This is a genomic window from Streptomyces sp. NBC_00005 (assembly GCF_045160215.1).
In the GTDB taxonomy this organism is placed as follows: domain Bacteria; phylum Actinomycetota; class Actinomycetes; order Streptomycetales; family Streptomycetaceae; genus Streptomyces.
The window spans coordinates 4,100,545-4,124,561 of sequence record NZ_CP108316.1; the positions used below are offsets into that span (position 1 = coordinate 4,100,545).

Consider the following 24,017-nt stretch of genomic DNA (forward strand, 5'->3'; position numbering starts at 1 on the left):
GACCGCCGAGGCCCTCGAGGCCGTCGGCATCATCACCCCCTTCCCCATCCAGGAGATGACCCTCCCCGTCGCCCTTTCCGGCACGGACGTCATCGGCCAGGCCAAGACCGGCACCGGCAAGACGCTGGGCTTCGGTCTCCCGCTCCTCGAGCGCGTCACCGTCCCCGCCGACGTGGAGGCGGGCCGCGCTGAGCCCGAGGACCTCACCGACACCCCGCAGGCGCTCGTCGTCGTCCCCACGCGCGAGCTGTGCACGCAGGTCACCAACGACCTGCTGACCGCGGGCAAGGTACGCAACGTTCGCGTTCTCGCCATCTACGGCGGCCGGGCCTACGAGCCCCAGGTCGAGGCCCTCAGGCAGGGCGTCGACGTGATCGTCGGCACCCCGGGCCGACTGCTGGACCTCGCGGGCCAGAAGAAGCTCAACCTCAAGCACGTCAAGGCCCTCGTCCTCGACGAGGCCGACGAGATGCTCGACCTGGGCTTCCTGCCCGACGTCGAGAAGATCATCAACCTGCTGCCGGCCCGCCGCCAGACGATGCTGTTCTCGGCGACCATGCCGGGCGCGGTCATCGGTCTCGCGCGCCGCTACATGTCGCAGCCCACGCACATTCGTGCCACAGCGCCGGACGACGAGGGCAAGACGGTCGCGAACACCTCGCAGCACGTGTACCGCGCGCACAACATGGACAAGCCCGAGCTGGTCGCGCGCATACTGCAGGCCGACGGCCGAGGACTGGCCATGGTCTTCTGCCGTACGAAGCGCACCGCGGCCGACCTCGCCGACCAGCTCAAGCAGCGCGGCTTCGCGGCCGGCGCGGTCCACGGCGACCTCGGCCAGGGCGCCCGCGAGCAGGCTCTGCGAGCCTTCCGCAACGGCAAGGTGGATGTCCTCGTCTGCACCGACGTCGCCGCCCGTGGCATCGACGTCGAGGGCGTGACGCACGTCATCAACTACCAGTCTCCCGAAGAGGAGAAGACGTACCTGCACCGCATCGGCCGCACCGGCCGCGCGGGTGCCAAGGGCATCGCGATCACCCTCGTCGACTGGGACGACATCCCGCGCTGGCAGCTGATCAACAAGGCGCTGGAGCTCAAGTTCAACGACCCGCCGGAGACGTACTCCACGTCCCCGCACCTCTTCGAGGAACTGAGCATCCCCGCGGGCACCAAGGGTGTCCTGCCGCGTGCCGACCGCACGCGTGCCGGGCTCGACGCGGAAGAGGTCGAGGACCTGGGCGAGACCGGCGGCCGCGGTGCACGCGGTCGTGGTGGCCGCAACGAGCGGGGCGGCCGGGGCGAGTCCCGGTCCACCGAGCCAGAGCGCGAGCGCCCGGCCCGTACGCCGCGTCGCCGCCGCCGTACCCGCGGTGGGACGGAGCTGGACGGGACGGCCACGCCGGAGGCAGCGACGCAGGTCTCGTCGCCCGAGGAGACCACCGGTCCCCGCACCCCGCGTCGCCGCCGCCGCACCCGCACCGGTGCGTCGGAGCCGGTGACGGCCACGACCACGGCCCCCGAGGCCGCGGAAGCCGCCGTCACGACGGCGGAGGGCCCCTCCCTGGACGCCCCCGAGGCCCCCGCGAAGACGCGCCGCCGCCGCACTCGCAAGTCCGCGGAAGGCACGACGGCCACGGAGACGGTGGCCGCTGAGGCACCGGCGATCGCGGAAGCCCCCGTGGCCGTGGTGACCCCGGTGGTTGCGGAGCCCGAGGCTCCCGCCGCCGCCCCGCGTCGCCGTACCCGCAAGGCAACTCCCGCCGCGGAGACCGCAGTCGACACCGCCGAGGGGACCACCGAGTCCGCCCCGGAGGCGGCGGAAGCCACTCCGCGCCGTCGCACCCGCAAGGCAACTGCCGCCGCCGAGACCGCAGTCGACACCGCCGAGGCCACCGAAGCCGAGGCTCCGGCCGCCACGCCGCGTCGCCGTACGCGCAAGGCAACTGCCGCCGCCGAGGCCGCAGTTGACACGGCCGAGGCCGTGGAGGCCAAGCCGCGCCGGACGCGCAAGACGGCTGCCGCCGAGATCCCGGCGCAGGCCGCCGACGAGCCCGAGGCCAAGCCGCGTACCCGGACCCGGAAGGCGACGGCTGCGGCGGAGGCCGCGGTCGACACCGCCGAGGCCGTGGAGGCCAAGCCGCGCCGCACCCGCAAGACGGCCGTCGCCTCGGAAACCACCGAGGCCGCGCCCCGTCGGCGTACGCGCAAGGTCGCCGAGTCCGCCGACGCCGTAGCGGCGCCGGAGGCCACCGAGGCGAAGCCGCGCCGTACGCGCAAGGCGACGGCTGCCGCCGAGGCCGCCGTCGACACGGCGGAGGGCACGGAGGCCAAGCCGCGCCGCACCCGCAAGACGGCCGTCGCCTCGGAAACCACCGAGGAGACCAAGCCCCGGCGGACGCGGAAGGCAGCGACCGCCGCGGTCGACACGGCCGAGGCCACCGAGGCCAAGCCGCGCCGCACCCGCAAGGCCGCCGCCGTCGCCATCGCCGAGATCCCGGCGCAGGCGTCCGACGAGCCCGAGGCCAAGCCCCGCACGCGCGCCCGCAAGGCCACGGCACCCGCCGAGGCCACCGCCGACGCGACCGAGGCGAAGCCCAGGACGCGTCGCCCGCGGAAGGCCACGGCCGCAGCGGAGCCCGCGGAGAACTGATCGCTCACTCACCGACGGCCCGGCCCACCTCGCGTGGGCCGGGCCGTCGGCGTTCCGGCGCCTGCGTGCGGGCCCGGTCGCCCCTGATGCACCAGCCCGTCCCGCCCCCGACACCTCCGCCAGATAGCCTCACCTCATGAGCAGGCCTCCGAGCTTCACCCCGCCCCCCGGCGCCCGCGCGCACTCGCTGCGCACCGCGCGCGGAGACTTCGCCGTCGTCGACGCGCCCGTGGCGGACGGCGTCGCCGCCAGGGGAACCGTGCTGTTCGTGCCCGGGTTCACCGGCAGCAAGGAGGACTTCAACCCACTGCACGTGCCGCTCGCGGCGCGCGGTTATCGGACCGTCGCGGTGGACGGGCGGGGGCAGTACGAGTCCGACGGGCCGGAGCACGACGAAGCGGCCTACGCCCAGGCCGAGCTGGCCCAGGACGTGCTCTCCCAGGCCGCCGCCCTCGGCACCCCCGTGCATCTCGTCGGCCACTCCCTCGGCGGGCAGATCTCGCGAGCCGCGGTCCTGCTGGACCACGCCCCCTTCCGGTCCCTCACCCTCATGGCCTCCGGCCCCGCCCAGATCTCCGGCTCCCAGCAGCAGCGCGTCAAGCTGCTCAGGGACGCGCTCGCCGTGATGAGCATGGCCGAGGTGTGGGAGGCGATGCAGGCCATGGAGCCGCCCGAGGAGACCGACACCGGCGAACTCGACTCCGGGCTCGACGACCGGGCGGACCTGCGCCGCCGCTGGCTGGGCAACAAGCCCGCCCAACTCATCGCCACGGGACGCCAGTTGTGCGTCGAACCGGACCGCGTGGCCGAACTGGCCGCCGTACCACTGCCGTTCCACGTCCTGTCGGGTTCCCGCGACGACACCTGGCCGGTGACCCTGCTCGACGACATGGCACTGCGCCTGCGCGCGCACCGCACCGTCGTCCAGGGCGCGGAACACTCCCCCAACACGGACAAGCCTCTCGAAACGGCCTGCGCCTTCGCGGACTTCTGGGACGGGGCAGAGGCCCGCTAGCAACGCGCCCTCACCTACTACGGGCCCAGTGCGGCCCGGTACTGCCTAGAACTGCGTCTGGAGGTGCTCCCAGAACCCGTCGCGCAGTGCGCGCCGCAGGTCCGCCTGGCCGCGCAGGGAGTACTGCAGCAGGCCCTCCGCCTCCACCAGCAGGTCCTGGTCCACCGAGCCGGGCAGGTAGGGGTGGCCGGGCAGCAGTTCCACCAGGGAGTCGCGGCCCCGCGCGGCCAGCCACTTCGCCGCGATCTGCGCGCCGACGAAGCGGACGTCCTCGCGGCCGGGCCGGGCGACAGTGGCCTCGAAGGCGGCCGCGGTGCGCCGGGAGACGTACGGCTTGAAGAAGTCCAGGTCCAAGGTGCGCTGGCTGTCGACCTCCCAGAGCAGGGGCTCCGCCTGGTTGCGTCCCTCGGGGGCCTCGATGCCCCACAGGTGGACGCGCGCCCCGTATCCCTGCGCCGCCTCGACCGCCGACACCAGGTCCTCGTCGCCGCCCAGCAGAGCCGCGTCGCTGATGGCCCGGTGTCTGGCCAGTGACTCCAGGTCCGACCTGATCAGCGAATCGACGCCCTTCTGCTGGTTGTTGGCGTTGAGGTTGCCCAACCGGACCTTCACATCGGGGAGTTCGGCGATCGACTGCTGCTCGGCGGTGTGGATGCGACGTCTCGCGCCGTCGTACCAGTAGACCCGCAGCAGCCGGCTGTCCGCGAAGATCGTGCGGGCCCGGTCGATGAGCGCCTCGATCAGCCCCTCGGCGTCGAGGTCGAACGCCCGGCGGTCCTCCGTGCCGGCGACGAGGCGCCCCGCGGCCGCGTACAGATATCCCGCGTCGACGAAGATCGCATGGGTCGAGGGCGTCTTCGCCACCTCGGCGAGCATGCGCTGCAGCAGCTCGTTCGTGCGGTCGATGCGGGCGTTGAGGGCCGCGAGGTCGTCGTTCATCGCCTCCATTGTCCCGGCGGTCACGCTGCGAACACAACCGGTCCCGGTCAGTCTCCTGCCGACGCCCTGCCGATCCCTTACCGCTGAGTAGTTAGCCGTTCGAAAAATTTCCTTAGCGTAGGGAATGTTTGTAACACGCATCCCGTTGACTACTACAGAACACAGCGAGACGAAGGGAGAAGCAGTGCGCTTCGAAATCATGCGACTCGACGAGGTCAACGGCACGACCGTGGACAGCACTGTCGTGGACGCCGCCTCCGTCAACAGGATCGTTCAGCAGGCCGCCGCCATAGGACAGCGGCTCTGGATCCGACCGGCCGAGAGCTCGGCCGCGTAACAGACGTGACGACGCAGACGTAGTGACACAGACGTAACAACGCAGACGTAGCAACGTAGACGTAACGACGCAGACGCGGACCACCGCAGCAGTAACTTCAGAGCCCCCGTACGGCACCGATGCCGTACGGGGGCTCTGCGCATGTCGGGTGCGCCGCGGGGCTCAGGCGCCCTTGATCACCTGCGTGATGCCGTTGATGATCTGCTGCACGGCGATCGCGGAGAGCATCATGCCCGCGAGCCGCGTCACCAGGACGACGCCGCCGTCCTTGATGAGCCGGATGATCAGCAGCGAGTACCGCATCACCAGCCACAGCACGACATGGATGGCGAGGATCGCCGTCCACACCGACACCTGCATGGCGACACTGTCGGCCTTCTGCACGGCGAGGATGACGGACACGATCGCACCGGGGCCGGCCAGCAGCGGCATGCCCAGCGGTACGAGCGCCACGTTGACGTCCTTGGTCTGCTTCGGCTCGTCGGTCTTGCCGGTCAGCAGGTCGAGGGCGATGAGCAGGAGAAGCAGTCCGCCCGCGATCATCAGGGCGGGCACGGAGACGTGCAGGTAGTCGAGGATCTGGTGCCCGAGGAGCCCGAAGACGGTGATCACGCCGCCGGCGACGCAGACGGCCTGGAAGGCCATCCGCTTCTGCACCTTGCCGGGGCGTCCGGCGGTCAGGGCGAGGAAGATCGGGGTGATCCCGGGGGGATCCATGATGACAAAGAGGGTGAGGAAGAGGGAGCCGAAGACGGCGACGTCGAACATGGGTGAGCCACTGGCCTTGCAGGAGAGAGGGAAGACAGGAGAGAGAAGAGAACGGATGCGAGCGGGACGGAGCCGACGCTCAGGCCCCGCCGGTCCCCGGCACGGGAAACGCGCCCGTCGCCCGCCGTGTGATCTCCCCGTACACCTCGGGATCCGTGACGTACTCGCCGAGCACGCACGTCTTGCGGCTGCCGTGGTAGTCGCTGGACCCGGTGGTCAGCAGCCCCAGCTCCTTGGCCAGTCCGCGCAGCCGCGCCCGTGTTTCCAGGTCGTGGTCCATGTGGTCGACCTCGATGCCGTCGAGTCCTGCGGCGGCCATCTCGGCGATCGCGGACTCCGGCACCGTACGGCCGCGCTTGCTGGCGCCCGGGTGCGCGAAGACGGTGACCCCGCCCGCGGCCTTGACCAGCCGGATCGCCTCGAAGGGATCCGTCTCGTGCTTCTCGACGAAGGCCCGGCCCCCGTCGGACAGCCAGTCCGCGGTGAACGCGTCACTCACGGTCGGTACGACGCCGAGCTCGACGAGCGCGGTCGCGACATGCGGACGCCCCACGGAACCGCCACCGGCGACCCGCTCGACCTGCTCCCAGGTGATCGGCACGCCCAGCCCGTTCAGCCTGGCGACCATGTCCTTGGCCCGCGGCACCCGGTCGTCCCGCACCAGCTCGCGCTCGGCGAGCAGCGCCGGCTCCTCGGGGTCGAAGAGGTAGGCCAGCATGTGCATGGAGACGCCGTCGATACGGCAGGACAGCTCGGCCCCGGTGACGAGCGTGAGCCCCTCCGGCAGCGCGGCGATCGCCTCGGCGTATCCGCGGGTGGTGTCGTGATCGGTCAGCGCGACGACGTCCAGCCCGGCCACGGCGGCATTCCGCACCAGCTCGGCCGGGGTGTCCGTACCGTCGGAAGCGGTGGAGTGGGCGTGCAGATCGATACGCACTACGCGGACTCCAGGGCGGTGACGGAACGGAAGGGGACGCTCAAGGATAACCGGACTTTCAAGGGCTCCTGTCACACCCGAACCTTGCGGGCGCCCCCTACCAGCAACGCCCCCAAGGGGCGCGGGACTGTATCGATATGCGGCTCCGCCACGTGGGCGCGACCAGCCACGAACAACCCGCAGCCGCCGACCGGACAGAAGCCCCCGGGTAGGCGCTACGGCTCAAGCACCCGCGGCGAAAGCGCCCCGCAGGGCACCAGGTCCAGCTCCGCCCCCGCATCCCGCAAGTCCGTCAGCACCAGCTCGTCGTACATCAACAGCCCCGACTGCTCGGGCCACACGACCGCCCACAGCCACAGCCCCCGCGCCTCGCCCGCGAAGACGGCACGGTCGTCGGGGCTGCCGGCGACGTGCCACAGCGGGGTGGGCCGGCCGCCGGCGAGCACCTTGGCCTGGGGTGGCTTCTCGACGTTCATGTACGGTCCCGGGTCCGGACCGTCGATGCCCGCGTACCGCGCACCGAGGCCGACGCCGAGTTCCTCGGAGACGAGGATCAGCTCCCCGATGCCGCCGAGCGGACCGGGTCCCGAGCAGGCCACCGCGGTGGCCCGGCCGCCATGGCGGTCGTCGCCCGCGCAGGCCACGCCCGTGAACAGCCAGCCGACCGGCAGGGGCCACGGCATCCACACCGGTACCTGGGTGCGGTGCACCACGACGCTGAGGGCCTCGACGCTGGGCGGGATCACGGGCTGCAGCGGATGCACGGTGCCGTGCACATCGCACTGCCAGGAATCGGCGAAGAGTCCGGGAGCCCTGACCCGGCCACCACACTTCGGGCAACTGGGTTCGCCCCTCATAGGGCCCCACGGTCCTACCCTCGCTCCCCCACGTCAAGGACGATCACCCGTCCGGACGGAACCCTTCACCGGTACCGCGACCGGAGAAAAATAGATGCACCTTGCATTAATTAGCTGCCCTAACTTACTATGTGCATACACCAACTAATTCTGACCGAGAGTGGAGGAAGCATGGACGACCCATTCGACGCAGGAGCGGGCAGCATCCTGCGGCAGCCGAAGGCCGTGTGGGCGACGGCCGGCGCGTCCGTCGTCGCCTTCATGGGCATCGGACTCGTCGACCCGATCCTGCCGTCCATCGCCAAGGGCCTGGACGCCGCGGCCAGTCAGGTCTCCCTGCTCTTCACCTCGTACTTCCTGATCACCGCGGTCGCGATGCTGGTCACCGGCTTCGTCTCCAGCCGCATCGGCGGCCGTAGGACGCTGCTGCTCGGTCTCGCCTTCGTCATCGTCTTCGCGGGTCTCGCGGGCACCTCGAACTCGGTGGGCGAGCTGGTCGGCTTCCGGGCCGGCTGGGGTCTGGGCAACGCGCTCTTCGTCTCGACGGCCCTCGCGGTCATCGTCGGCGCGGCGAATCCAACAGGGGCCGCGCGTAGCGCGTCGGACAAGGGTGGCGGTGGGCGACGGGCGGGCGGAAGCGCCGCCGCGATCCTGCTCTACGAGTCCGCCCTCGGCCTCGGCATGGCGTGCGGCCCGCTGCTGGGTGCGCTGCTCGGCAACCAGAGCTGGCGCTACCCCTTCTTCGGCACCGCGTTCCTGATGGCGGTCGGCTTCCTGTGCATCACGGCGTTCCTGAAGGAGCAGCCGAAGCCCGCCCGCAAGACCTCACTCCTCGACCCCATCAAGGCGCTCGGGCACGGCGGTCTCGCCTCCGCGGCGGCCTCGGCGTTCTTCTACAACTACACGTTCTTCACCGTGCTGGCCTTCACGCCGTTCGTGCTGAACATGACCCCGTACAAGTCGGGTGCCGTGTTCTTCGCGTGGGGCGTACTGCTCGCCGTCTTCTCGGTGCTCGTGGCCCCGCGCATGCAGGAGCGCTTCGGCTCGCTGAAGGTGCTCGGCGGCTCGCTGGTGCTGCTCGCGGTCGACGTCCTCGTCCTCGGCTACGGCAGCCACACCACGGCCGTCGTCTGCACGATCCTCTCCGGTGCCTTCATCGGCGTGAACAACACCGTGTACACGGAGCTGGCCCTCGGCGTCTCGGACGCACCTCGCCCCGTGGCGAGCGCGGGCTACAACTTCGTGCGCTGGTTCGCGGCCGCTGCCGCGCCGTACTTCGCGCCGAAGATCGAGGAGTGGAGCAACATCCGCATCCCGTTCGTGGTCGCGGCGGTCACCGCGGTGCTGGGCGCGGTGGTCGTGTTCGTACGGCGGCACGCGCTCGCGCACGAGGCCGAGGAGCTGGAGCCGAGGCACGCGACCGAGGACGGCGTCACGGTCTTTGCCAACTGACGGATCGACTGACGGATCAACTGGCCGATTCCGGCGGCGCGTTGGTGAGCTTGCTCACTCGGCGTTCAGTCCAGCGGGACGGATCTGCGGGAGGGGTCCCGCAGATCCGTCCCGCTGGTCAGCCAGCGCTCCTGGAGAGCCTGGGCGCCGTGCACACGCTTCCAGGCCGCCTCGTTCGCCGTCATGGGGAGCAGGGGCAGGAACCGTACGGGGTCGAGGGGCTCGTCGAGGCCGAGGTCCTCGACCAGGCCTCCCGGCTCGGCGACCAGGACGGAGCTGAACGGGGCGCCGGGCCACAGGGGTTCGCCCACGTCGAGCGAGGCGCCCGGGGCCACGACCACACCCTCGACCTGCGGGGACGCGGCGAGTACGGCGAGCGGGCGGAGGACTTTGTCCGTCTCGGCGAGGCCGCCGCGCACGGAGAGGACAAGTTCGGCGCGCGGGCCCGCGACCGGGTCGGCCAGCATCGCGGTGGGATCGCTCATCGGCTGGGCGGACATGCCGAGGGTGGCGTAGCGGACGATGTCGCCCTCCTGGAAACGCAGCACCTCAATGCGGTCCGTACCCAGGAACGTGACCGCCGCGCGCGCGTCCGGTTCGCCCAGCGCGGAGCGCAACCGGGCCTCGACCAGAGGGAGAACATCAACCATGCGGTGAGCATAGAACTCGTCAGTACCGGGCAAAGCGGCGCCTTGACTATTTGGGCGGCTGGTACTCTGGCCCGGTCGTTCGGGGCAGCACGCTGAAGCGTCGCGATCAAGTCCCGACGCCGTTGAGACTCCCTTACGAGGGACCGGCCGGAGGAGGTGGGGCTGTCATGGATCGAAGTCACCCGTGCAGTACCACTCGCTCTTCCTGCCGCTGATCCGGCTCTGGCTGACTGCCGCCTTTCACGCTCACGTCTTCCCGCGGAAGAGCACTTCGTTTCGTTTTGCCTGATCTGTCTGATCTGAATCAGTAGCGAAGCTCGCCACCGCGACGGTGCGGTGCTCCCCGCTTTGTGGACGTGCCAAACACTCGCAGTCAGGACGTCCCCATTCCGGGTAGTTCCACCCGTCGTCGGCGCCCTTTCGTTGCCTGCCACGAAGGAGCCAGCCATGTCGATGATCCGTGACCTCCGCGCCGCGGTCCGGCCGTCCCGCATCTCCCTGCGCAAGGACACCGGCGCGTACGACACGACCCGCGACCCCTCGACGCCGTCGGCCGTCGTCGACTGCGCCGTGTACCGCGACGGCGCCCGCGTCGACACCGGCAAGCCCCTGACCCCGCACGAGGCGATGCGCCGGGTGCGCCGTGACGGCGGCTTCGTCTGGATCGGCCTGCACGAGCCGACGGAGGCCGAATTCGCCGGTATCGCCCGCGAGTTCGGGCTGCACCCGCTGGCCGTCGAGGACGCCGTCCAGGCCCACCAGCGGCCCAAGCTGGAGCGGTACGACGACTCCCTCTTCACCGTCTTCAAGACCATCCACTACGTCGAGCACGACCAACTCACCGCCAACAGCGAGGTCGTGGAGACCGGCGAGGTCATGTGCTTCACCGGACGGGACTTCTTCATCACCGTCCGGCACGGCGGCCAGGGCTCGCTGCGCGCGCTGCGGCACCGGCTGCAGGACGACCCCGAGTTGCTCGCCAAGGGCCCCTCGGCGGTGCTGCACTCGATCGCCGACCACGTCGTCGACGGCTACGTCGCGGTCGCCGACGCCGTCCAGGACGACATCGACGAGGTCGAGACCGAGGTGTTCTCGCCGGGGCGCCGGGGCGGCGTCTCGCGCGGTGTGGACTCGGCGCGGATCTACCAGCTCAAGCGCGAGGTACTGGAGTTCAAGCGGGCCGTCTCGCCGCTGCTGCGCCCCATGCAGCTGCTGAGCGAGCGGCCGATGCGGCTGATCGACCCGGACATCCAGAAGTACTTCCGGGACGTCGCCGACCACCTCGCCCGCGTCCAGGAGCAGGTCATCGGCTTCGACGAGCTGCTCAACTCGATCCTCCAGGCCAACCTCGCCCAGGCGTCCGTCGCGCAGAACGAGGACATGCGGAAGATCACCGCGTGGGCCGCGATCATCGCCGTACCGACGATGGTGACCGGTGTGTACGGCATGAACTTCCAGCACATGCCGGAGCTCCACTGGCGGTACGGCTACCCGATGGTGCTCACCTTCACCGTGGGCGTCTGTCTGGCCATCCACCGCACCCTGAAGCGCAACGGCTGGCTGTGAGCGCGCCTCGATAGGCTGGGCGCATGACAAGCGAGCTGCTCGACCAGGCCCTCGTCGAGGAGGCCACCAAGAAGTCCGGCCTCATCTGGGTCAACGGTCCCGGCGTCCCGGCCCGTGCGCTGTGGCACGTGTGGCACGAGGGTGCCGCCTGCGTGATCGGCGACGGACCGGGCGAGCAGCCGCTGCCGGGGCTGGTCGACGGGGCCGGCGCCGAGGTGACGGTCCGCAGCAAGGACAAGGGCGGCCGGCTGGTGTCCTGGCCGGCGAAGGTCGTGGAGCTGACGCCAGGTTCCGAGGAGTGGGAGGCGACGGTCGCCGAGCTCAAGGGCAAGCGCCTCAACGCCCACGACGGCGAGGCCATGCCCGGCCGTTGGGCCCGCGAGTGCCGGGTGCTCCGGCTGGAGCCGGCCGGGACCTCGGCACCCCTGCCCGACGGCAGCCTGGCCGAGGCACCCCTGCCCTCACCGGCCACGACACGTCAGCCGATCCCGGCGGGCCTGCCGCGCCTGCTCCTGAAGAAGCGCAAGCGCGGATAGCGGGTCACGAGGACGGCAGCTGCTTGCCGTAGTCGACCGTCTCGTTCTTCTTCGGCTCGGTCAGTGTGAAGTCCTTGCCCCAGGACGAGAAGGTCAGCGTGCCGGCGCCGCCCGCGCGCTCCAGGCGGAGCGGGTACGGCCTGCCCTCCAGGGAGACGTCCAGCTTGCCGCCCGAGCCCTCGTCGCCGGTGATGCGGATGGTGCGGGTGCCCGCCTGCTCGTGGTGGCCGTCCGTCGCGAGCGCGCCGTGCAGGGTCAGCAGACCGTCGAGCAGGACGTCCATGTCCGTGAAACCGCTGAACTTCTTGTACGAGGGGTCGCCCTGCGGCACCTTCACGTACTTGCCGTCGAGCTTGCCCCCGGCGGCCGCGTCCTTTTCTCCGTCCGCGTGGTTCCAGAACTCCGCGTCGGCCTTCAGATACAGCTGCCCGCCGATCCGCAGCAGCCCGAAGGCCACCCCCTTGGACGTGACCGAGCCGCTGCCGCCGCCGGACTTCAGGCGCATGTCGAGTGTGTAGGTGCGCCCATTGGTGACCACGGTTCCGGACAGGCGTACCGCCTCGGCGGACTCGGCGGCCGCCCTGGTCTTCGACTGGATCTTGTCGGGCGTCAGCTTGCCGACCCCGTTCGTGCCCGCGTCGGGATCCTCACTGCATCCCGAGAGCAGCCCCGTCCCCGTCACCACCAGTGCGCACATCGCGCTCACCAGCGCGGTCCGACGGGTTCGGCCCTGGGCCATCGCAGTCACAGGTGGGGCTGCCTTTCAGTCGAGGGACGCGAGCGCGTACGGCAGCGTACCGGGGCCGCAGGGGCCCGGCGGAGGCAGACCGTCCGGACCCCCCACCAGGGCGGACCCGATCGGCACGGGCTAGCCTGAAGCCCATCCGAGCGGGCAAATCGGATAAGCGGCACAGCAGCTGCACGCACCACGGAACACCCGTACGAAAAGGAGGCGCAGCCATGGCAGCGGGCGCCCCCAGGATCTTCGTCTCGCACCTCGCCGGCGTCCCCGTCTTCGACCCGAGCGGCGACCAGGTGGGCCGGGTACGCGATCTCGTCGTCATGCTGCGCGTCGGGCGACGGCCTCCCCGCGTGCTCGGACTGGTCGTCGAACTCTCCAACCGGCGCCACATCTTCCTGCCCATGACCCGGGTGACCGGCATCGAGTCCGGCCAGGTCATCACCACCGGCGTGGTCAACGTCCGCCGCTTCGAGCAGCGGCCCACCGAGCGCCTCGTCTTCGGCGAGCTCCTCGACCGGCGCGTCACGCTCGTCGAGACCGGCGAAGAGGTCACCGTCCTGGACGTGTCGGTGCAGCAGCTGCCGGCCCGTCGGGACTGGGAGATCGGCCGTGTCTTCGTCCGCAAGGGCAAGAAGGGCGGCGCCTTCCGACGGGCCAAGGGCGAGACGCTGACCGTCGAGTGGTCCGCCGTCACCGGCTTCTCCCTGGAGGAGCACGGACAGGGCGCCGAGAGCCTCCTGGCCACCTTCGAGCAGCTGCGCCCCGCCGACCTCGCCAACGTCCTGCACCATCTCTCCGCCAAGCGCCGCGCGGAGGTCGCCGCCGCCCTCGACGACGACCGCCTGGCCGACGTGCTCGAAGAGCTCCCCGAGGACGACCAGATCGAGATCCTCGGCAAGCTGAAGGAGGAGCGCGCCGCCGACGTCCTGGAGGCCATGGACCCGGACGACGCGGCCGACCTGCTCTCCGAGCTCCCCGAGGAGGACAAGGAACGGCTGCTGAGCCTGATGCAGCCCTCCGACGCGGCCGACATGCGGCGCCTGATGGCGTACGAGGAGCACACGGCCGGCGGTCTGATGACGACCGAGCCGATCGTGCTGCGGCCCGACGCGACCGTCGCCGACGCCCTCGCGCGCGTGCGCAACCGCGACCTGTCGCCCGCCCTCGCCGCCCAGGTCTACGTCTGCCGTCCGCCCGACGAGACGCCGACCGGCAAGTACCTCGGGACCGTCCACTTCCAGCGCCTGCTGCGCGACCCGCCGTACACGCTGGTCAGCTCGATCATCGACGACGACCTCCAGCCCCTGGACCCCGACGCCGCGCTGCCCCTGGTGGCCGGGTTCTTCGCGACGTACGACATGGTCGCGGCGCCCGTCGTCGACGAGGCAGGGTCGCTGCTGGGCGCGGTGACCGTGGACGACGTACTGGACCACATGCTGCCCGAGGACTGGCGGGAGACCGAGTTCCACCTGGACGAGGACGAGGGTGCCGAGGGGGCGGCCGCCCATGGCTCCTGAGCGCGAGATCAGCCGCGAGCGCACCCCGGCGGGGGCGACGGCGTCCACACGCGCGCGTGTCCGCCTGGACCAGCCGCGGCCGCCGCGCCGGCGCCTGATCCCCGAATGGGATCCGGAGGCCTTCGGACGGCTCTCGGAGCGCATCGCGCGCTTCCTGGGCACCGGGCGGTTCATCGTCTGGATGACGGTCGTCATCATCGCGTGGGTCCTGTGGAACATCTTCGCGCCGCACGACCTGCGCTTCGACAACTACCCCTTCATCTTCCTGACTCTGATGCTGTCCCTGCAGGCCTCCTACGCCGCCCCGCTGATCCTGCTCGCGCAGAACCGGCAGGACGACCGGGACCGGGTCAACCTCGAACAGGACCGCAAGGCGTCCGAGCGCTCCATCGCCGACACCGAGTACCTGACCCGCGAGATCGCCGCCCTGCGCATCGGCCTCGGCGAGGTCGCCACCCGTGACTGGATCCGCTCCGAGCTGCAGGACGTGGTCAAGGAGCTGGAAGAACGCGGCAACGGCCACCACGAACATGCCGTATTCCCGGCAGAACGGTCGCGGGGACGTGACGTAGAAGACCGCTGACCGGCATCCCGTGGCCCCCTCGCGGCGCCGTACCATCGTCCTTATGGCTAGCGAAGACGCGGTGCGCGAGGCACTGGCGACGGTGAACGACCCCGAGATCAACCGGCCCATCACCGAGCTCGGGATGGTGAAGTCGGTGGCGATCGGCGCGGACGGGGCGGTCGCGGTCACCGTATACCTGACGGTCTCCGGCTGCCCGATGCGCGAGACGATCACGCAGCGCGTGACGGACGCGGTCTCCGCGGTCGACGGCGTCACCCGCGTCGACGTCACGCTCGACGTCATGAGCGACGAGCAGCGCAAGGAGCTGGCGACCGCGCTGCGCGGCGGCACGGCCGAGCGCGAGGTCCCCTTCGCCAAGCCGGGCTCGCTCACGCGCGTGTACGCGGTCGCGTCCGGCAAGGGCGGCGTCGGGAAGTCCTCGGTGACGGTGAACCTGGCGGCGGCGATGGCGGCCGACGGCCTGAAGGTCGGTGTCGTCGACGCCGACATCTACGGCCACTCCGTGCCCCGCATGCTCGGCGCCGACGGGCGTCCCACCCAGGTCGAGAACATGATCATGCCGCCGTCGGCGAACGGCGTGAAGGTCATCTCCATCGGCATGTTCACCCCGGGCAACGCCCCGGTCGTGTGGCGCGGCCCGATGCTCCACCGCGCCCTCCAGCAGTTCCTGGCGGACGTGTACTGGGGCGACCTGGACGTCCTGCTGATGGACCTCCCGCCGGGCACGGGCGACATCGCCATCTCGGTGGCCCAGCTGGTCCCGAACGCCGAGATCCTGGTCGTGACGACGCCTCAGCAGGCGGCCGCGGAGGTCGCCGAGCGCGCGGGCTCCATCGCGGTCCAGACCCACCAGAAGATCGTCGGCGTCGTCGAGAACATGGCCGGCCTACCCTGCCCGCACTGCGGCGAGATGGTCGACGTCTTCGGCACGGGCGGCGGCCAGTCGGTGGCGGACGGCCTGACCCGCACGACGGGTGCCACGGTCCCCGTCCTCGGCTCCATCCCGATCGACGTCCGCCTCCGCGAGGGCGGCGACGACGGCAAGCCGGTCGTCCTGAGCGACCCGGACTCCCCGGCGGGTGCGGCCCTGCGCGGGATCGCGGGGAAGCTCGGCGGGCGGCAGCGGGGTCTTTCGGGACTGTCGCTGGGGATCACCCCGAAGAACAAGTTCTAGGTCTCGTACGACAACGGGGGCGCCGTCCTGGTGACGGCGCCCCCGTTGTCGTACCCCTTGCCGGGCGTGGGTGTCGCTAGGCGTACGTGCTGATGTCCTTGATCATGGCGAAGCCCAAGCCGTAAGCGCTCATGCCTCTCCCGTACGCCCCCACGTGCACCCCTTGCTGCGTGGAGCCCGCGAGGACCCAGCCGAACTCGGACTCGCGGTAGTGGAACGACGTCGGGACGCCGTCCACCGGCAGGGAGAGCGTCGACCAGTCCGGACCGGCCAGGTCGTCCGCGAGGGCCCACGCCGTCTCGGTCTGCTGCTCCAGCCAGTCGTCGCGCAGGGAGTGGTCCATCTGCCCGGGCCAGGTGAAGGACAGCAGCCCCACACCCGCGAGCCAGGCCGCCGAGGACACCGAGGTGGCCTCCAGGAGCCCCGTGCCGTCCGCACTGCGCCGTACGGGGTTGGCGGCGACCGTGGCCACGACCGCGAACTTCTCCTTGGGGTCGCCGGCGACCCCGACCGCGTACTCGTTCTTCACGGAGGGCTCGTCACCGTGCCCGATCGAACCGTGCTCGACGGCTCCGTCTGCCGCCGTCCCGACCTGCATCAGCCAGCGCTGCCCCGTGAAGGCCTCGTCGAGGCCGTACCACGGGAAGGGCGCCAGCAGGTAGCCGTCGACCGTGCGCCGGGCGGAGGGGAGTTGTTGTCCACCCTCCGCGGCCGGCGCCTGCGCGACTGCCTGACTCGTCGTCTCCATGTGCCCGGACGCCTCCTCGTTCTCGTCGGACCGGAGCGGCCCGCCCCCCTTCGGGCGGCGTTGCTCGTTCGCATACGGCCCGCACAACAACTCGGCAGCATAGCCACCCCACAACTGGCAGCAGGGAAACCGCCCGGCGCGTGGGTCGCAGGCAGGGCTGGTTCAGGCCGTGCGGAGGCGCCATGGCGTATGAAACGCGTCACGTGCGGCGCAGCTGAACAGCCGGGGCGTACGGCTCGGATGGCCTACAGCTCGGGTGACGTACGGCTCAGGTGGCGTCCGCGTCGAAGGGCGGCCGGTCGTCTTCCTCGGGCTTCTTCGTCATGTCGACGCGGCCGCCGCTGGAACCGGCCGAACCCGAGGACGAGGAGGACGATGACGACGGCGAGTCGGTGTCGCGGCTGTGGACCGCGTCCGTCACCTCGGCCATCTCCTTCTTCAGGTCGAAGCCGTTGCGGATCTCCTTGAGCCCCAGTTCGTCGTTGTCCAGCTGCTTGCGGATGAACGTCTTGGGGTTGAGGTCCTCGAACTCGAAGTCCTTGAACTCCGGGCCGAGCTCCGACCGGATGTCCTCCTTGGCGCTCTCCGAGAACTCACGGATCTTGCGAACGGTCCGCATGACGTCCTGGATGACCTTCGGGAGTTTTTCCGGACCGAAGACGAGCACAGCAAGGACAACGAGCGTCACCAGCTCGAGCGGTCCTATGTCATTGAACACCTGAAGCTCCTTGCGATGTCCTCGGTCCGCGGCCCTCGGTGGTCGGTGCGGGTCTTCCGTGGTCCGGGCCGGATCCACGGTACCCGGCGATCCCGTACGACCGGTACTGTCCCGGGGGCTCCGAGTGCGTCCTCGTGGGCGGTTTGGGGGTTGTTTGCCTTGTGGGGCCCCAGGTGAGGCGGCGACGGGAGCCTCTTGGTGTGATGTTCCTGTGAGTCTCTCTCACGTTTCTCAGCTGCCGTCCGAGGAGCCGAGCACCAGCGAGATCTTCTTCTCCTCGCCGTCGCGCCGCACGGTCAGCTCCAGGCGGTCGCCGGGGCGGTGGGCGCGGGTCTTGACGATGAGTTCCTCGCCGGAGTGCACGCGCTGGCCGTCCACCGCGGTGATGACGTCGCCCGCCTTGATGCCGGCCTTGTCGCCCGGGCCGCCCGCGTTGACGGCGGGGCCGCCGCCGTCGGCCTTCGCACCGACGCGGGCGCCGTCGCCCGTGTAGTCCATGTCGAGGGTGACGCCGATGACCGGGTGGGTCGCCTTGCCGGTGTTGATCAGTTCCTCGGCGACGCGCTTGGCCTGGTTGACGGGGATGGCGAAGCCGAGCCCGATGGAACCGGCCTGTCCGCCGCCGGAGTCCGAGCCGCCGTCGTCGGCGGAACGGATCGCGGAGTTGATGCCGATGACGCGGGCCCTGGAGTCGAGCAGGGGTCCGCCGGAGTTGCCGGGATTGATCGGCGCGTCGGTCTGCAGGGCATCCACGTACGACACGTCGCTCCCGTCGGCGCTGTCGCCGCCGGCCGTGATGGGCCGCTCCTTGGCGCTGATGATGCCGGAGGTGACGGTGCCCTCCAGGTCGTAGGGGGCACCGATGGCGACGACGGGGTCGCCGACCTGGACGTTGTCGGAGTTGCCCAGAGGCATGGGCTTGAGCCCGCGGACATTGCTGACCTTGACGACGGCGAGGTCGTATCCGCTGTCCCGCCCGACGACGGTGGCCTTGGCCGTGTCCCCGCTGTTGAAGGTCACGGATATCTCGCCCGCGGACCCGGTGGACCCGGCGGCCGGTTCGACGACGTGGTTGTTGGTGAGGATGTGTCCCTGGTCGTCGAGCACGAAGCCCGTCCCGGTGCCGGACTCGTCGGTGCCGGTCACATGCAGAGTCACCACGCTGGGCAGGGCCCGGGCGGCAATCCCGGCCACACTGTCCGGAGCCCGCCCCGCGGGCTCCTTCCCGGCCTGCGGCAGCTCTACGGCCCCCACGCCGCCGTTGCGCTCGAGATAGGCCCCGATGGCCCCACCGACGCCCCCGGCCACCAGCGCAAGCACCACGGCTCCCCCGACAAGCGCCCGCTTCACCCGCCGACGCCGCCCGTCCTTGCCCTCGACGGCCGCTCCGTTCTGGTGGAGGGGGGCGGGGGCCCAGGGGTCGTAGTTCTGCCAGGCGGTGGAGGTGGGCGCGGGGGCATGAGCAGCCGACGTCGGCAGCTGGGCCGGAACGCCGTGGAGCTGCGCCGGGACGGGTGCGCCGTGGGGCGAGGGGATGGTGGGGGCCGGTGCGCCGGCGAGGGGCGCGGGGGTGGGCATGCCGTGGGGCGAGTGCGGTGCCGGAGTCGGTTCGGCGTTGGGCGGTTGCGGCGTCAGTGCGGCGGGGGCTGGTGGGGGCGTCGCTGCGGCGTGGGCCGGTGACGGTGTGGGCACGCCGTGGGTTGATGGGGGCGCCGGTGCGGCGTGGGCCGGTGACGGTGTGGGCACGCCGTGGGTTGATGGGGGCGCCGGTGCGGCGTGGGCCGGTGACGGTGTGGGCACGGCGGGGGCTGGTGGGGGCATCGCTGCGGCGTGGGCCGGTGACGGTGGCACGCCGTGGGCCGGTGACGGCGTCGGCAACCCGTGAGCCGGTGGCGGTGTGGGCACGCCATGAGCTGGAGACGGCGCCGTCACGCCATGAGCTGGAGACGGTGTCGGTATCGCCGTGCCCTGCGCGGGTGTCGCCGCCGGGTGCTGCACCGGCGGGGCGGGGGCCCAGGGGCCGGGCCCGCCGTACGGCGGGGTGCTGTAGGGGTCGGGGTCGTGCAGGGGCCTGGGGCGCTCGGCGGTGGGCGCCGCCGCCGGAGCCGAGTCCAGGTGCGTGACGGGCGTCGCCGCGGGGCGGTCCAGCACGAAGTCGCCCTCGGTACCGGGCTCGTCCGACGGCTCCGTCAGGGACGACCTCTCCGGGGCGACGGCCAGGCCGCCGCCGGCCTCCGCACCGGACACGTCCTGGGGACGCCTCAGCTCGAAGTCTCCTTCGGAGGGAACCGTGCCCTCGCCGCGCAGGCCTGCCGGCCGGTCCAGCTCGAAGTCGCCCTCGATGTCATCGTCGCGCGCCGCAGCCGCCACGCCGTCGTCCGGCGTCGTCGCTGCCACCACTCCCGGTGCCGAATCCGCAACGCCCGCCGATTCCACCGCCGCATCCGCAGAGACCGGCTCACTCGGCGCTCCCTGCACTCCCTGCACTCCCGGCGCAGGAGAAGCCCCCTCCGTCTCCCCCGCAGGGTCCTGCGGGCGTGGTCGGCTCCACCACTTGGGCTTCGTGGGCTTCCCCTCGTTCATGCTCTCCCCACAGCCGGCCACCGCCCGGCACGGCTAGTCGGCGGTGGCCTCAGTTGTCGACTCCGCGCGCGGCTCCCTGCCGTGGGCGCGGTCCCACCTGGATTCAACCAGGTTCGTGGGCCGTCGCGCAGAGGCCGGTCAGCGGGAGGTGTGGGGGGAGGAAGGAGCGGAGGTCGAGTCGGGGACGGGTGCGGCCAGAAGGCCGGGGGACGAGGCCTCGGGGGCCGTGGACCAGGAGGTCAGGGTGAGCGGAGGGGTCGCGGTGAGTGGGCGTATCAGCGGGGACATCACGGCGGCGCCAGCCATGACGGGAGCGGTCAGCGTGTGCATGGTCTGCTGCTGGGCCTGCACCGCGGTGGCAGGACCCGATACGCCCGGCAGCAGCGGTGCGGACACCTCGGTCGGGGCCACCGGGGCCTCGCCGAGCGACTGCTGGCCCTGCGCGAGCAGCGGGCCGACGCCACGGCGCCGCTGGGTCTCGGGGGCCGAGGCGGCGCCCGTCCCCTGCGTACGCATCGGGGTCACATTGCTGCCCGCCCCGGTGCCGCCGCGCGCGTCCGCGGTGTCGGTCGGGGTGCCGGTCGTGACGCCGCCCAGCGCGATCGCGGCGAGCGACACCGCGCCGGCGGCGACGAACGCGAACCGCATCCCTCGCGAGGCCGACCGCTCGTGCTCGTGACGGCTGACGTCGTGGATACGGAAGCCGCGGTCCGCGGGCGGCGGGAGCAACGGGGCGTGCGAGGGAGAGGAGGGGACGTAGCCGAACTCGAAGCGCTCACCCCTCTTCAGGCCGAAGACCCCGGTGACGCCCGGCCTTCCGGAGAGTCCGCCCGGGAGTCCTCCCCCGCCGAACGGCGAGCCACCGCCGTCCGGGTCACCTCCGCCGGGAAGTCCCTGGAGACGGGCCAGGAAGCTCTCGGAGGGCGGCGGCGGGGCCGCCTCGGCGAACACGTTCTTCAACTGTCGCTGCGCATCCGCCTCCGCCTTGCACTTGGCGCAGGTGGCCAGGTGGGCGAGGACTCGGTCGCGCGACTCATGACCGAGCTCTCCGTCCACCAGGGCGGAGAGTCGGTCTCCCAGGTGCTGCTCGGCCAGGCGCCTCTCGGCGGGGCTGGGTCGTGATCCACTCACTCCACTCACGCGGTCGCGCCCCCTCCCCCCAGTGCGGGCACACGGGGCACGAAGGAGTGGCGCTCGGCCGCACGGGCCTCCGGCGAACGGTGCGCGAGGGCCTTGCGCAGCTGCGAACGGCCGCGGTGGATCCGGGAGCGGACCGTGCCGAGCTTGACGCCCAGGGTCGCGGCGATCTCCTCGTACGACAGTCCTTCGATGTCGCACAGGACGACCGCCGCGCGGAACTCGGGCGCGAGGGTGTCGAGGGCCTGCTGGACGTCCGCGTCGAAGTGCGCGTCGTTGAAGACCTGCTGGGGGGACGGCTCACGGCTGGGCAGCCGCTCCGCCGCGTCCTCGCCCAGCGCGTCGAAACGGATGCGCTGCTTGCGGCGGACCATGTCCAGGAAGAGGTTGGTGGTGATGCGGTGCAGCCAGCCCTCGAAGGTGCCCGGTGTGTAGGTCGACAAGGACCGGAAGACGCGGACGAAGACCTCCTGGGTGAGGTCCTCGGCGTCGTGCTGGTTGCCCGTCAGTCGGTAGGCGAGCCGGTAGACGCGGCCACTGTGTGTGCTGACGATCTCCTCCCAGGTGGGCGGAGTCCACGCCTGCCCGTCCGCGTCGGTGGAGAAAGTCGCGGTCTGGGCATGGTCAGCGGCGTGGCTGTGGTCAGCAGCGGTGTCGTTCACGGATTTCGGCCTGCCTGCCGAACCGAGAAAGCGCCGCAGCACTCCTCCCCGATCCACAGGCGCAGCCGCACCTCCCCTGTCGGCTCTGGTGGTGTCCAGTGGAGCCCCTACCATAGCCACCTCGCCCGTTAGCTCCGGATAAGCGGTTTTACGAGAAATTGATCTGGGCTGATACCGCTCGGACCCCTGCATCTGCAGTTGCTCGGGCGCCTGCCCCTCATCGTGATCCAACTGTGTCCCCCGTCCTCGTCTCCCACCCCTCTAAACGCCCGGTCCCATCTGCGGGTTCCCGGGCCCAACGGATACAGTCACGCCGAGGCAACCACGGGGACAGGAGAGGGTCATTACCGGCAACCGGCAGACGAGCTGGGCGTTCGCCGACGCCTACGTCGCCGAGGACGAGGTGCTGCGCTGGGCCCGTGACCGGGCCCGTGAGGCGGGCCTGCGCTCGGTGTCGCCCGGCACGGGCTCCGCGCTGCGGTTGCTGGCGGCTTCGGTGGACGCGAAGGCGGTGGCGGAGATCGGCACCGGCACCGGCGTCTCCGGTATTCATCTTCTGCACGGCATGCGCCCGGACGGGGTGCTGACGACGGTGGACCCCGAGCCCGAGCACCAGCAGTTCGCCCGCCAGGCCTTCCGCGCCTCCGGCTTCGCCAGCAACCGCGCCCGCTTCATCCCGGGCCGCGCCCTGGACGTGCTGCCCCGCCTCGCGGACGCCGGCTACGACCTCGTCTTCTGCGACGGCGACCGCCTGGAGTTCCTCGAGTACCTCGCTGAATCGTTGCGCCTGCTGCGTCCCGGCGGCCTCGTCGTGTTCGAGGGTGTCTTCGCCAACGGCCGCACGGTGGACTCGGGCCCGCAGCCCACCGAGGTCCTGCGGCTGCGGGAGCTGCTGCGCGCGGTGCGCGAGACCCAGGAACTGGTGCCGTCACTGCTGCCGGTGGGTGACGGGCTGCTGTGCGCCGTCAAGCGCTGACGGCCTGAACCAGCGGCGCCTGCAAGGCCGTACGCACCCCGCACACACAGCAACCCCGGCACCTCTTGGATGCCGGGGTTGCTGAAAGGGTATGGTCGCGTTCCGCGTCAGCCGACGACCTTCTTGAGGGCGTCGCCGAGCGCGTCGGCCTCGTCAGGGGTCAGCTCGACGACGAGCCGACCGCCGCCTTCGAGCGGAACGCGCATGACGATGCCCCGCCCCTCCTTTGTCACCTCGAGCGGGCCATCGCCCGTCCGCGGCTTCATGGCCGCCATGCTCGTTCCCCTTCCTGAAACCAGCTCATCGTCAAAGCCGACGGCCCCTGGGAGGGCACGCGCGCCTAGCGTGGGTCACGCGACACCGGCATCGAACACATTGCTTCCAGGCCATTATCCCGCATCTCAGCACCCGATGACCAACATCAGTCGGCATCGCTTGGGCAACGCGCGCGAGCAAAACCACTCAATTCGGCGATGTGACTGCGATACTGCGCCGCCGCACGGACTTCCGCCGACCGGAAACCGTCCCGATTTCTTTGACGCAGGTCACACGTCCGCTCCGGTCTCTCGGCGGTGATCTCCGCCATGCTGTCCTACGGACAGGGGCGTACCGGCCGGTACGCCTGAACCGCGACAGCGGAGGGGACACACCATGGCCGACACCGTGCTCTACGAGGTGGGCGACGGACTCGCGAAGATCACGCTGAACCGCCCCGAGGCGATGAACGCGCTGAACATCGCGACGAAGGTCGCTCTGCGGGAGGCGGTTCGCTCCGCGGCCGAGGACGATTCCGTACGGGCGGTGCTGCTGACCGCCGCCGGGGACCGGGCGTTCTGCGTGGGGCAGGACCTCAAGGAGCACATCGGGTTGCTGATGCAGGACCGGGACGCGGGGTCCGGTCGGACCATGACCACGGTGAAGGAGCACTACAACCCGATCGTGCGGGCACTGGCCGGGATGCCCAAGCCCGTGGTGGCAGGGGTGAACGGGGTCGCTGCCGGGGCCGGCTTCGGACTCGCTCTCGCCGCGGACTTCCGTGTCGTGGCCGACACGGCTGCCTTCAACACGTCGTTCGCGGGAGTGGCGCTGACCGCCGACTCCGGCATCTCGTGGACCCTGCCCCGCGTGATCGGGGCCGGGCGGGCATCCGATCTGCTGCTCTTCCCCCGCAGCATCAAGGCCCAGGAGGCGTACGAGCTGGGGATCGCGAACCGTCTCGTGCCTGCGGGTGAGCTGCACGCCGAGGCCGAGAAAGTGGCCCGGACGCTGGCCGAGGGGCCGACGGTGGCCTATGCGGCGATCAAGGAGGCCGTGGTGTACGGCTTCTCGCACTCGCTCGTCGAGACGTTGGAGAAGGAGGACGAGCTGCAGGCTCGGGCGGGGTCGTCGGAGGACCATGTGATTGCGGTGCAGGCGTTCGTGAACAAGGAGAAGCCGAAGTATCTGGGGCGGTGAGCGCCGTTGCGG

23 protein-coding genes are annotated in these 24,017 nt (G+C 71.0%); 11 read left to right on the plus strand and 12 right to left on the minus strand.

Annotated elements, in window-relative coordinates:
* Positions 1 to 55: 55 nt before the first annotated feature.
* Together OG303_RS18710 and OG303_RS18715 are read left to right on the plus strand one after the other, a co-directional pair.
* Positions 56 to 2,650, plus strand: coding sequence for a DEAD/DEAH box helicase (locus OG303_RS18710; protein ID WP_405869541.1), 2,595 nt, complete (start codon positions 56 to 58; stop codon positions 2,648 to 2,650).
* A gap of 136 nt (positions 2,651 to 2,786) precedes the next feature.
* Positions 2,787 to 3,665 carry an alpha/beta fold hydrolase gene (locus OG303_RS18715; RefSeq protein ID WP_405869542.1) on the plus strand — a complete coding sequence of 293 codons (879 nt, stop codon included), beginning with the start codon at positions 2,787 to 2,789 and terminating at the stop codon, positions 3,663 to 3,665.
* A gap of 45 nt (positions 3,666 to 3,710) precedes the next feature.
* Here OG303_RS18715 and OG303_RS18720 read toward each other — a convergent pair whose 3' ends face one another.
* On the minus strand, positions 3,711 to 4,604 hold the full coding sequence (locus OG303_RS18720) for an NYN domain-containing protein (RefSeq protein ID WP_405869543.1): 894 nt from the start codon (positions 4,602 to 4,604) through the stop codon (positions 3,711 to 3,713).
* A 184-nt stretch (positions 4,605 to 4,788) separates the two neighbouring features.
* Here OG303_RS18720 and OG303_RS18725 point away from each other — a divergent pair, with 184 nt between their 5' ends.
* Entirely contained in the window at positions 4,789 to 4,941 is a 153-nt protein-coding gene (locus OG303_RS18725) for a hypothetical protein (RefSeq protein ID WP_390665759.1), read from the plus strand.
* 162 nt (positions 4,942 to 5,103) lie between these two features.
* On the opposite strand, the gene OG303_RS18730 is transcribed toward OG303_RS18725, so the two are convergent.
* From OG303_RS18730 to OG303_RS18740, 3 genes are all read right to left on the minus strand, one after another.
* Positions 5,104 to 5,709, minus strand: a complete 606-nt coding sequence (locus tag OG303_RS18730) for a MarC family protein (protein WP_405869544.1) — start codon at positions 5,707 to 5,709, stop codon at positions 5,104 to 5,106.
* A gap of 79 nt (positions 5,710 to 5,788) precedes the next feature.
* Positions 5,789 to 6,646, minus strand: a complete 858-nt coding sequence (locus OG303_RS18735; protein WP_405869545.1) for a PHP domain-containing protein — start codon at positions 6,644 to 6,646, stop codon at positions 5,789 to 5,791.
* A gap of 215 nt (positions 6,647 to 6,861) precedes the next feature.
* Positions 6,862 to 7,503, minus strand: coding sequence for a DUF6758 family protein (locus OG303_RS18740; RefSeq protein ID WP_405869546.1), 642 nt, complete (start codon positions 7,501 to 7,503; stop codon positions 6,862 to 6,864).
* A 171-nt stretch (positions 7,504 to 7,674) separates the two neighbouring features.
* On the opposite strand from OG303_RS18740, the gene OG303_RS18745 reads away from it, so the two are divergent.
* The gene (locus tag OG303_RS18745; RefSeq protein WP_405869547.1) at positions 7,675 to 8,955 is read left to right on the plus strand and encodes an MFS transporter; all 1,281 of its coding nucleotides are present in this window, start codon (positions 7,675 to 7,677) and stop codon (positions 8,953 to 8,955) included.
* Positions 8,956 to 9,020: 65 nt separating this feature from the next.
* On the opposite strand, the gene OG303_RS18750 is transcribed toward OG303_RS18745, so the two are convergent.
* Entirely contained in the window at positions 9,021 to 9,605 is a 585-nt protein-coding gene (locus OG303_RS18750; protein ID WP_405869548.1) for a suppressor of fused domain protein, read from the minus strand.
* Between the two features lie 447 nt (positions 9,606 to 10,052).
* Here OG303_RS18750 and OG303_RS18755 point away from each other — a divergent pair, with 447 nt between their 5' ends.
* Positions 10,053 to 11,171 carry a magnesium and cobalt transport protein CorA gene (locus OG303_RS18755; protein WP_405869549.1) on the plus strand — a complete coding sequence of 373 codons (1,119 nt, stop codon included), beginning with the start codon at positions 10,053 to 10,055 and terminating at the stop codon, positions 11,169 to 11,171.
* A 23-nt stretch (positions 11,172 to 11,194) separates the two neighbouring features.
* A complete protein-coding gene (locus OG303_RS18760) occupies positions 11,195 to 11,707 on the plus strand; it encodes a hypothetical protein (protein WP_405869550.1) in 513 nt (170 codons plus the stop codon).
* Positions 11,708 to 11,711: 4 nt separating this feature from the next.
* Here OG303_RS18760 and OG303_RS18765 read toward each other — a convergent pair whose 3' ends face one another.
* Positions 11,712 to 12,455, minus strand: a complete 744-nt coding sequence (locus tag OG303_RS18765; RefSeq protein ID WP_405869551.1) for a hypothetical protein — start codon at positions 12,453 to 12,455, stop codon at positions 11,712 to 11,714.
* A 212-nt stretch (positions 12,456 to 12,667) separates the two neighbouring features.
* On the opposite strand from OG303_RS18765, the gene OG303_RS18770 reads away from it, so the two are divergent.
* The 3 genes from OG303_RS18770 to OG303_RS18780 are packed head-to-tail and all read left to right on the plus strand — an operon-like array spanning position 12,668 to position 15,726.
* Positions 12,668 to 13,966, plus strand: coding sequence for a magnesium transporter MgtE N-terminal domain-containing protein (locus OG303_RS18770; protein ID WP_405869552.1), 1,299 nt, complete (start codon positions 12,668 to 12,670; stop codon positions 13,964 to 13,966).
* Positions 13,956 to 14,549, plus strand: coding sequence for a DUF1003 domain-containing protein (locus tag OG303_RS18775; protein ID WP_405869553.1), 594 nt, complete (start codon positions 13,956 to 13,958; stop codon positions 14,547 to 14,549). The genes OG303_RS18770 and OG303_RS18775 overlap by 11 nt, the downstream gene beginning before the upstream one ends.
* Before the next feature lie 43 nt (positions 14,550 to 14,592).
* On the plus strand, positions 14,593 to 15,726 hold the full coding sequence (locus OG303_RS18780; protein ID WP_405869554.1) for an Mrp/NBP35 family ATP-binding protein: 1,134 nt from the start codon (positions 14,593 to 14,595) through the stop codon (positions 15,724 to 15,726).
* A 76-nt stretch (positions 15,727 to 15,802) separates the two neighbouring features.
* Here OG303_RS18780 and OG303_RS18785 read toward each other — a convergent pair whose 3' ends face one another.
* From OG303_RS18785 to sigE, 5 genes are all read right to left on the minus strand, one after another.
* Positions 15,803 to 16,474, minus strand: a complete 672-nt coding sequence (locus OG303_RS18785; protein ID WP_405869555.1) for a hypothetical protein — start codon at positions 16,472 to 16,474, stop codon at positions 15,803 to 15,805.
* Positions 16,475 to 16,742: 268 nt separating this feature from the next.
* Positions 16,743 to 17,192 (minus strand): sec-independent translocase, encoded by a 450-nt coding sequence (locus OG303_RS18790; protein ID WP_405869556.1) that lies wholly within the window; start codon positions 17,190 to 17,192, stop codon positions 16,743 to 16,745.
* A 231-nt stretch (positions 17,193 to 17,423) separates the two neighbouring features.
* Positions 17,424 to 19,589 (minus strand): trypsin-like peptidase domain-containing protein, encoded by a 2,166-nt coding sequence (locus OG303_RS18795; protein WP_405869557.1) that lies wholly within the window; start codon positions 19,587 to 19,589, stop codon positions 17,424 to 17,426.
* A gap of 324 nt (positions 19,590 to 19,913) precedes the next feature.
* Positions 19,914 to 20,906: an anti-sigma factor family protein gene (locus OG303_RS18800; protein WP_405869558.1), complete on the minus strand. Its 993-nt coding sequence runs from the start codon at positions 20,904 to 20,906 to the stop codon at positions 19,914 to 19,916.
* 5 nt (positions 20,907 to 20,911) lie between these two features.
* The gene (gene sigE, locus OG303_RS18805; RefSeq protein WP_405877342.1) at positions 20,912 to 21,616 is read right to left on the minus strand and encodes an RNA polymerase sigma factor SigE; all 705 of its coding nucleotides are present in this window, start codon (positions 21,614 to 21,616) and stop codon (positions 20,912 to 20,914) included.
* A gap of 301 nt (positions 21,617 to 21,917) precedes the next feature.
* On the opposite strand from sigE, the gene OG303_RS18810 reads away from it, so the two are divergent.
* Positions 21,918 to 22,550 (plus strand): O-methyltransferase, encoded by a 633-nt coding sequence (locus OG303_RS18810; protein ID WP_405877344.1) that lies wholly within the window; start codon positions 21,918 to 21,920, stop codon positions 22,548 to 22,550.
* Between the two features lie 107 nt (positions 22,551 to 22,657).
* Here OG303_RS18810 and OG303_RS18815 read toward each other — a convergent pair whose 3' ends face one another.
* The gene (locus OG303_RS18815) at positions 22,658 to 22,825 is read right to left on the minus strand and encodes a DUF3117 domain-containing protein (protein WP_003966491.1); all 168 of its coding nucleotides are present in this window, start codon (positions 22,823 to 22,825) and stop codon (positions 22,658 to 22,660) included.
* 376 nt (positions 22,826 to 23,201) lie between these two features.
* Here OG303_RS18815 and OG303_RS18820 point away from each other — a divergent pair, with 376 nt between their 5' ends.
* Positions 23,202 to 24,005: an enoyl-CoA hydratase/isomerase family protein gene (locus OG303_RS18820; protein WP_405869559.1), complete on the plus strand. Its 804-nt coding sequence runs from the start codon at positions 23,202 to 23,204 to the stop codon at positions 24,003 to 24,005.
* The last annotated feature ends 12 nt before the right edge of the window (positions 24,006 to 24,017 follow it).

Bases quoted from the DNA above. Each gene is read 5' to 3' on its own strand.
- OG303_RS18720 (WP_405869543.1), bottom strand. From the start codon at position 4,604: ATGAACGACGACCTCGCGGCCCTCAACGCCCGCATCGACCGCACGAAC.
- OG303_RS18710 (WP_405869541.1), top strand. From the start codon at position 56: ATGACCCTCCCCGTCGCCCTTTCCGGCACGGACGTCATCGGCCAGGCC.
- OG303_RS18730 (WP_405869544.1), bottom strand. From the start codon at position 5,709: ATGTTCGACGTCGCCGTCTTCGGCTCCCTCTTCCTCACCCTCTTTGTC.
- OG303_RS18775 (WP_405869553.1), top strand. From the start codon at position 13,956: ATGGCTCCTGAGCGCGAGATCAGCCGCGAGCGCACCCCGGCGGGGGCG.
- OG303_RS18785 (WP_405869555.1), bottom strand. From the start codon at position 16,474: ATGGAGACGACGAGTCAGGCAGTCGCGCAGGCGCCGGCCGCGGAGGGT.
- OG303_RS18820 (WP_405869559.1), top strand. From the start codon at position 23,202: ATGGCCGACACCGTGCTCTACGAGGTGGGCGACGGACTCGCGAAGATC.
- OG303_RS18755 (WP_405869549.1), top strand. From the start codon at position 10,053: ATGTCGATGATCCGTGACCTCCGCGCCGCGGTCCGGCCGTCCCGCATC.
- OG303_RS18745 (WP_405869547.1), top strand. From the start codon at position 7,675: ATGGACGACCCATTCGACGCAGGAGCGGGCAGCATCCTGCGGCAGCCG.
- OG303_RS18740 (WP_405869546.1), bottom strand. From the start codon at position 7,503: ATGAGGGGCGAACCCAGTTGCCCGAAGTGTGGTGGCCGGGTCAGGGCT.
- OG303_RS18715 (WP_405869542.1), top strand. From the start codon at position 2,787: ATGAGCAGGCCTCCGAGCTTCACCCCGCCCCCCGGCGCCCGCGCGCAC.
- OG303_RS18770 (WP_405869552.1), top strand. From the start codon at position 12,668: ATGGCAGCGGGCGCCCCCAGGATCTTCGTCTCGCACCTCGCCGGCGTC.
- OG303_RS18780 (WP_405869554.1), top strand. From the start codon at position 14,593: ATGGCTAGCGAAGACGCGGTGCGCGAGGCACTGGCGACGGTGAACGAC.
- OG303_RS18750 (WP_405869548.1), bottom strand. From the start codon at position 9,605: ATGGTTGATGTTCTCCCTCTGGTCGAGGCCCGGTTGCGCTCCGCGCTG.
- OG303_RS18815 (WP_003966491.1), bottom strand. From the start codon at position 22,825: ATGGCGGCCATGAAGCCGCGGACGGGCGATGGCCCGCTCGAGGTGACA.
- OG303_RS18760 (WP_405869550.1), top strand. From the start codon at position 11,195: ATGACAAGCGAGCTGCTCGACCAGGCCCTCGTCGAGGAGGCCACCAAG.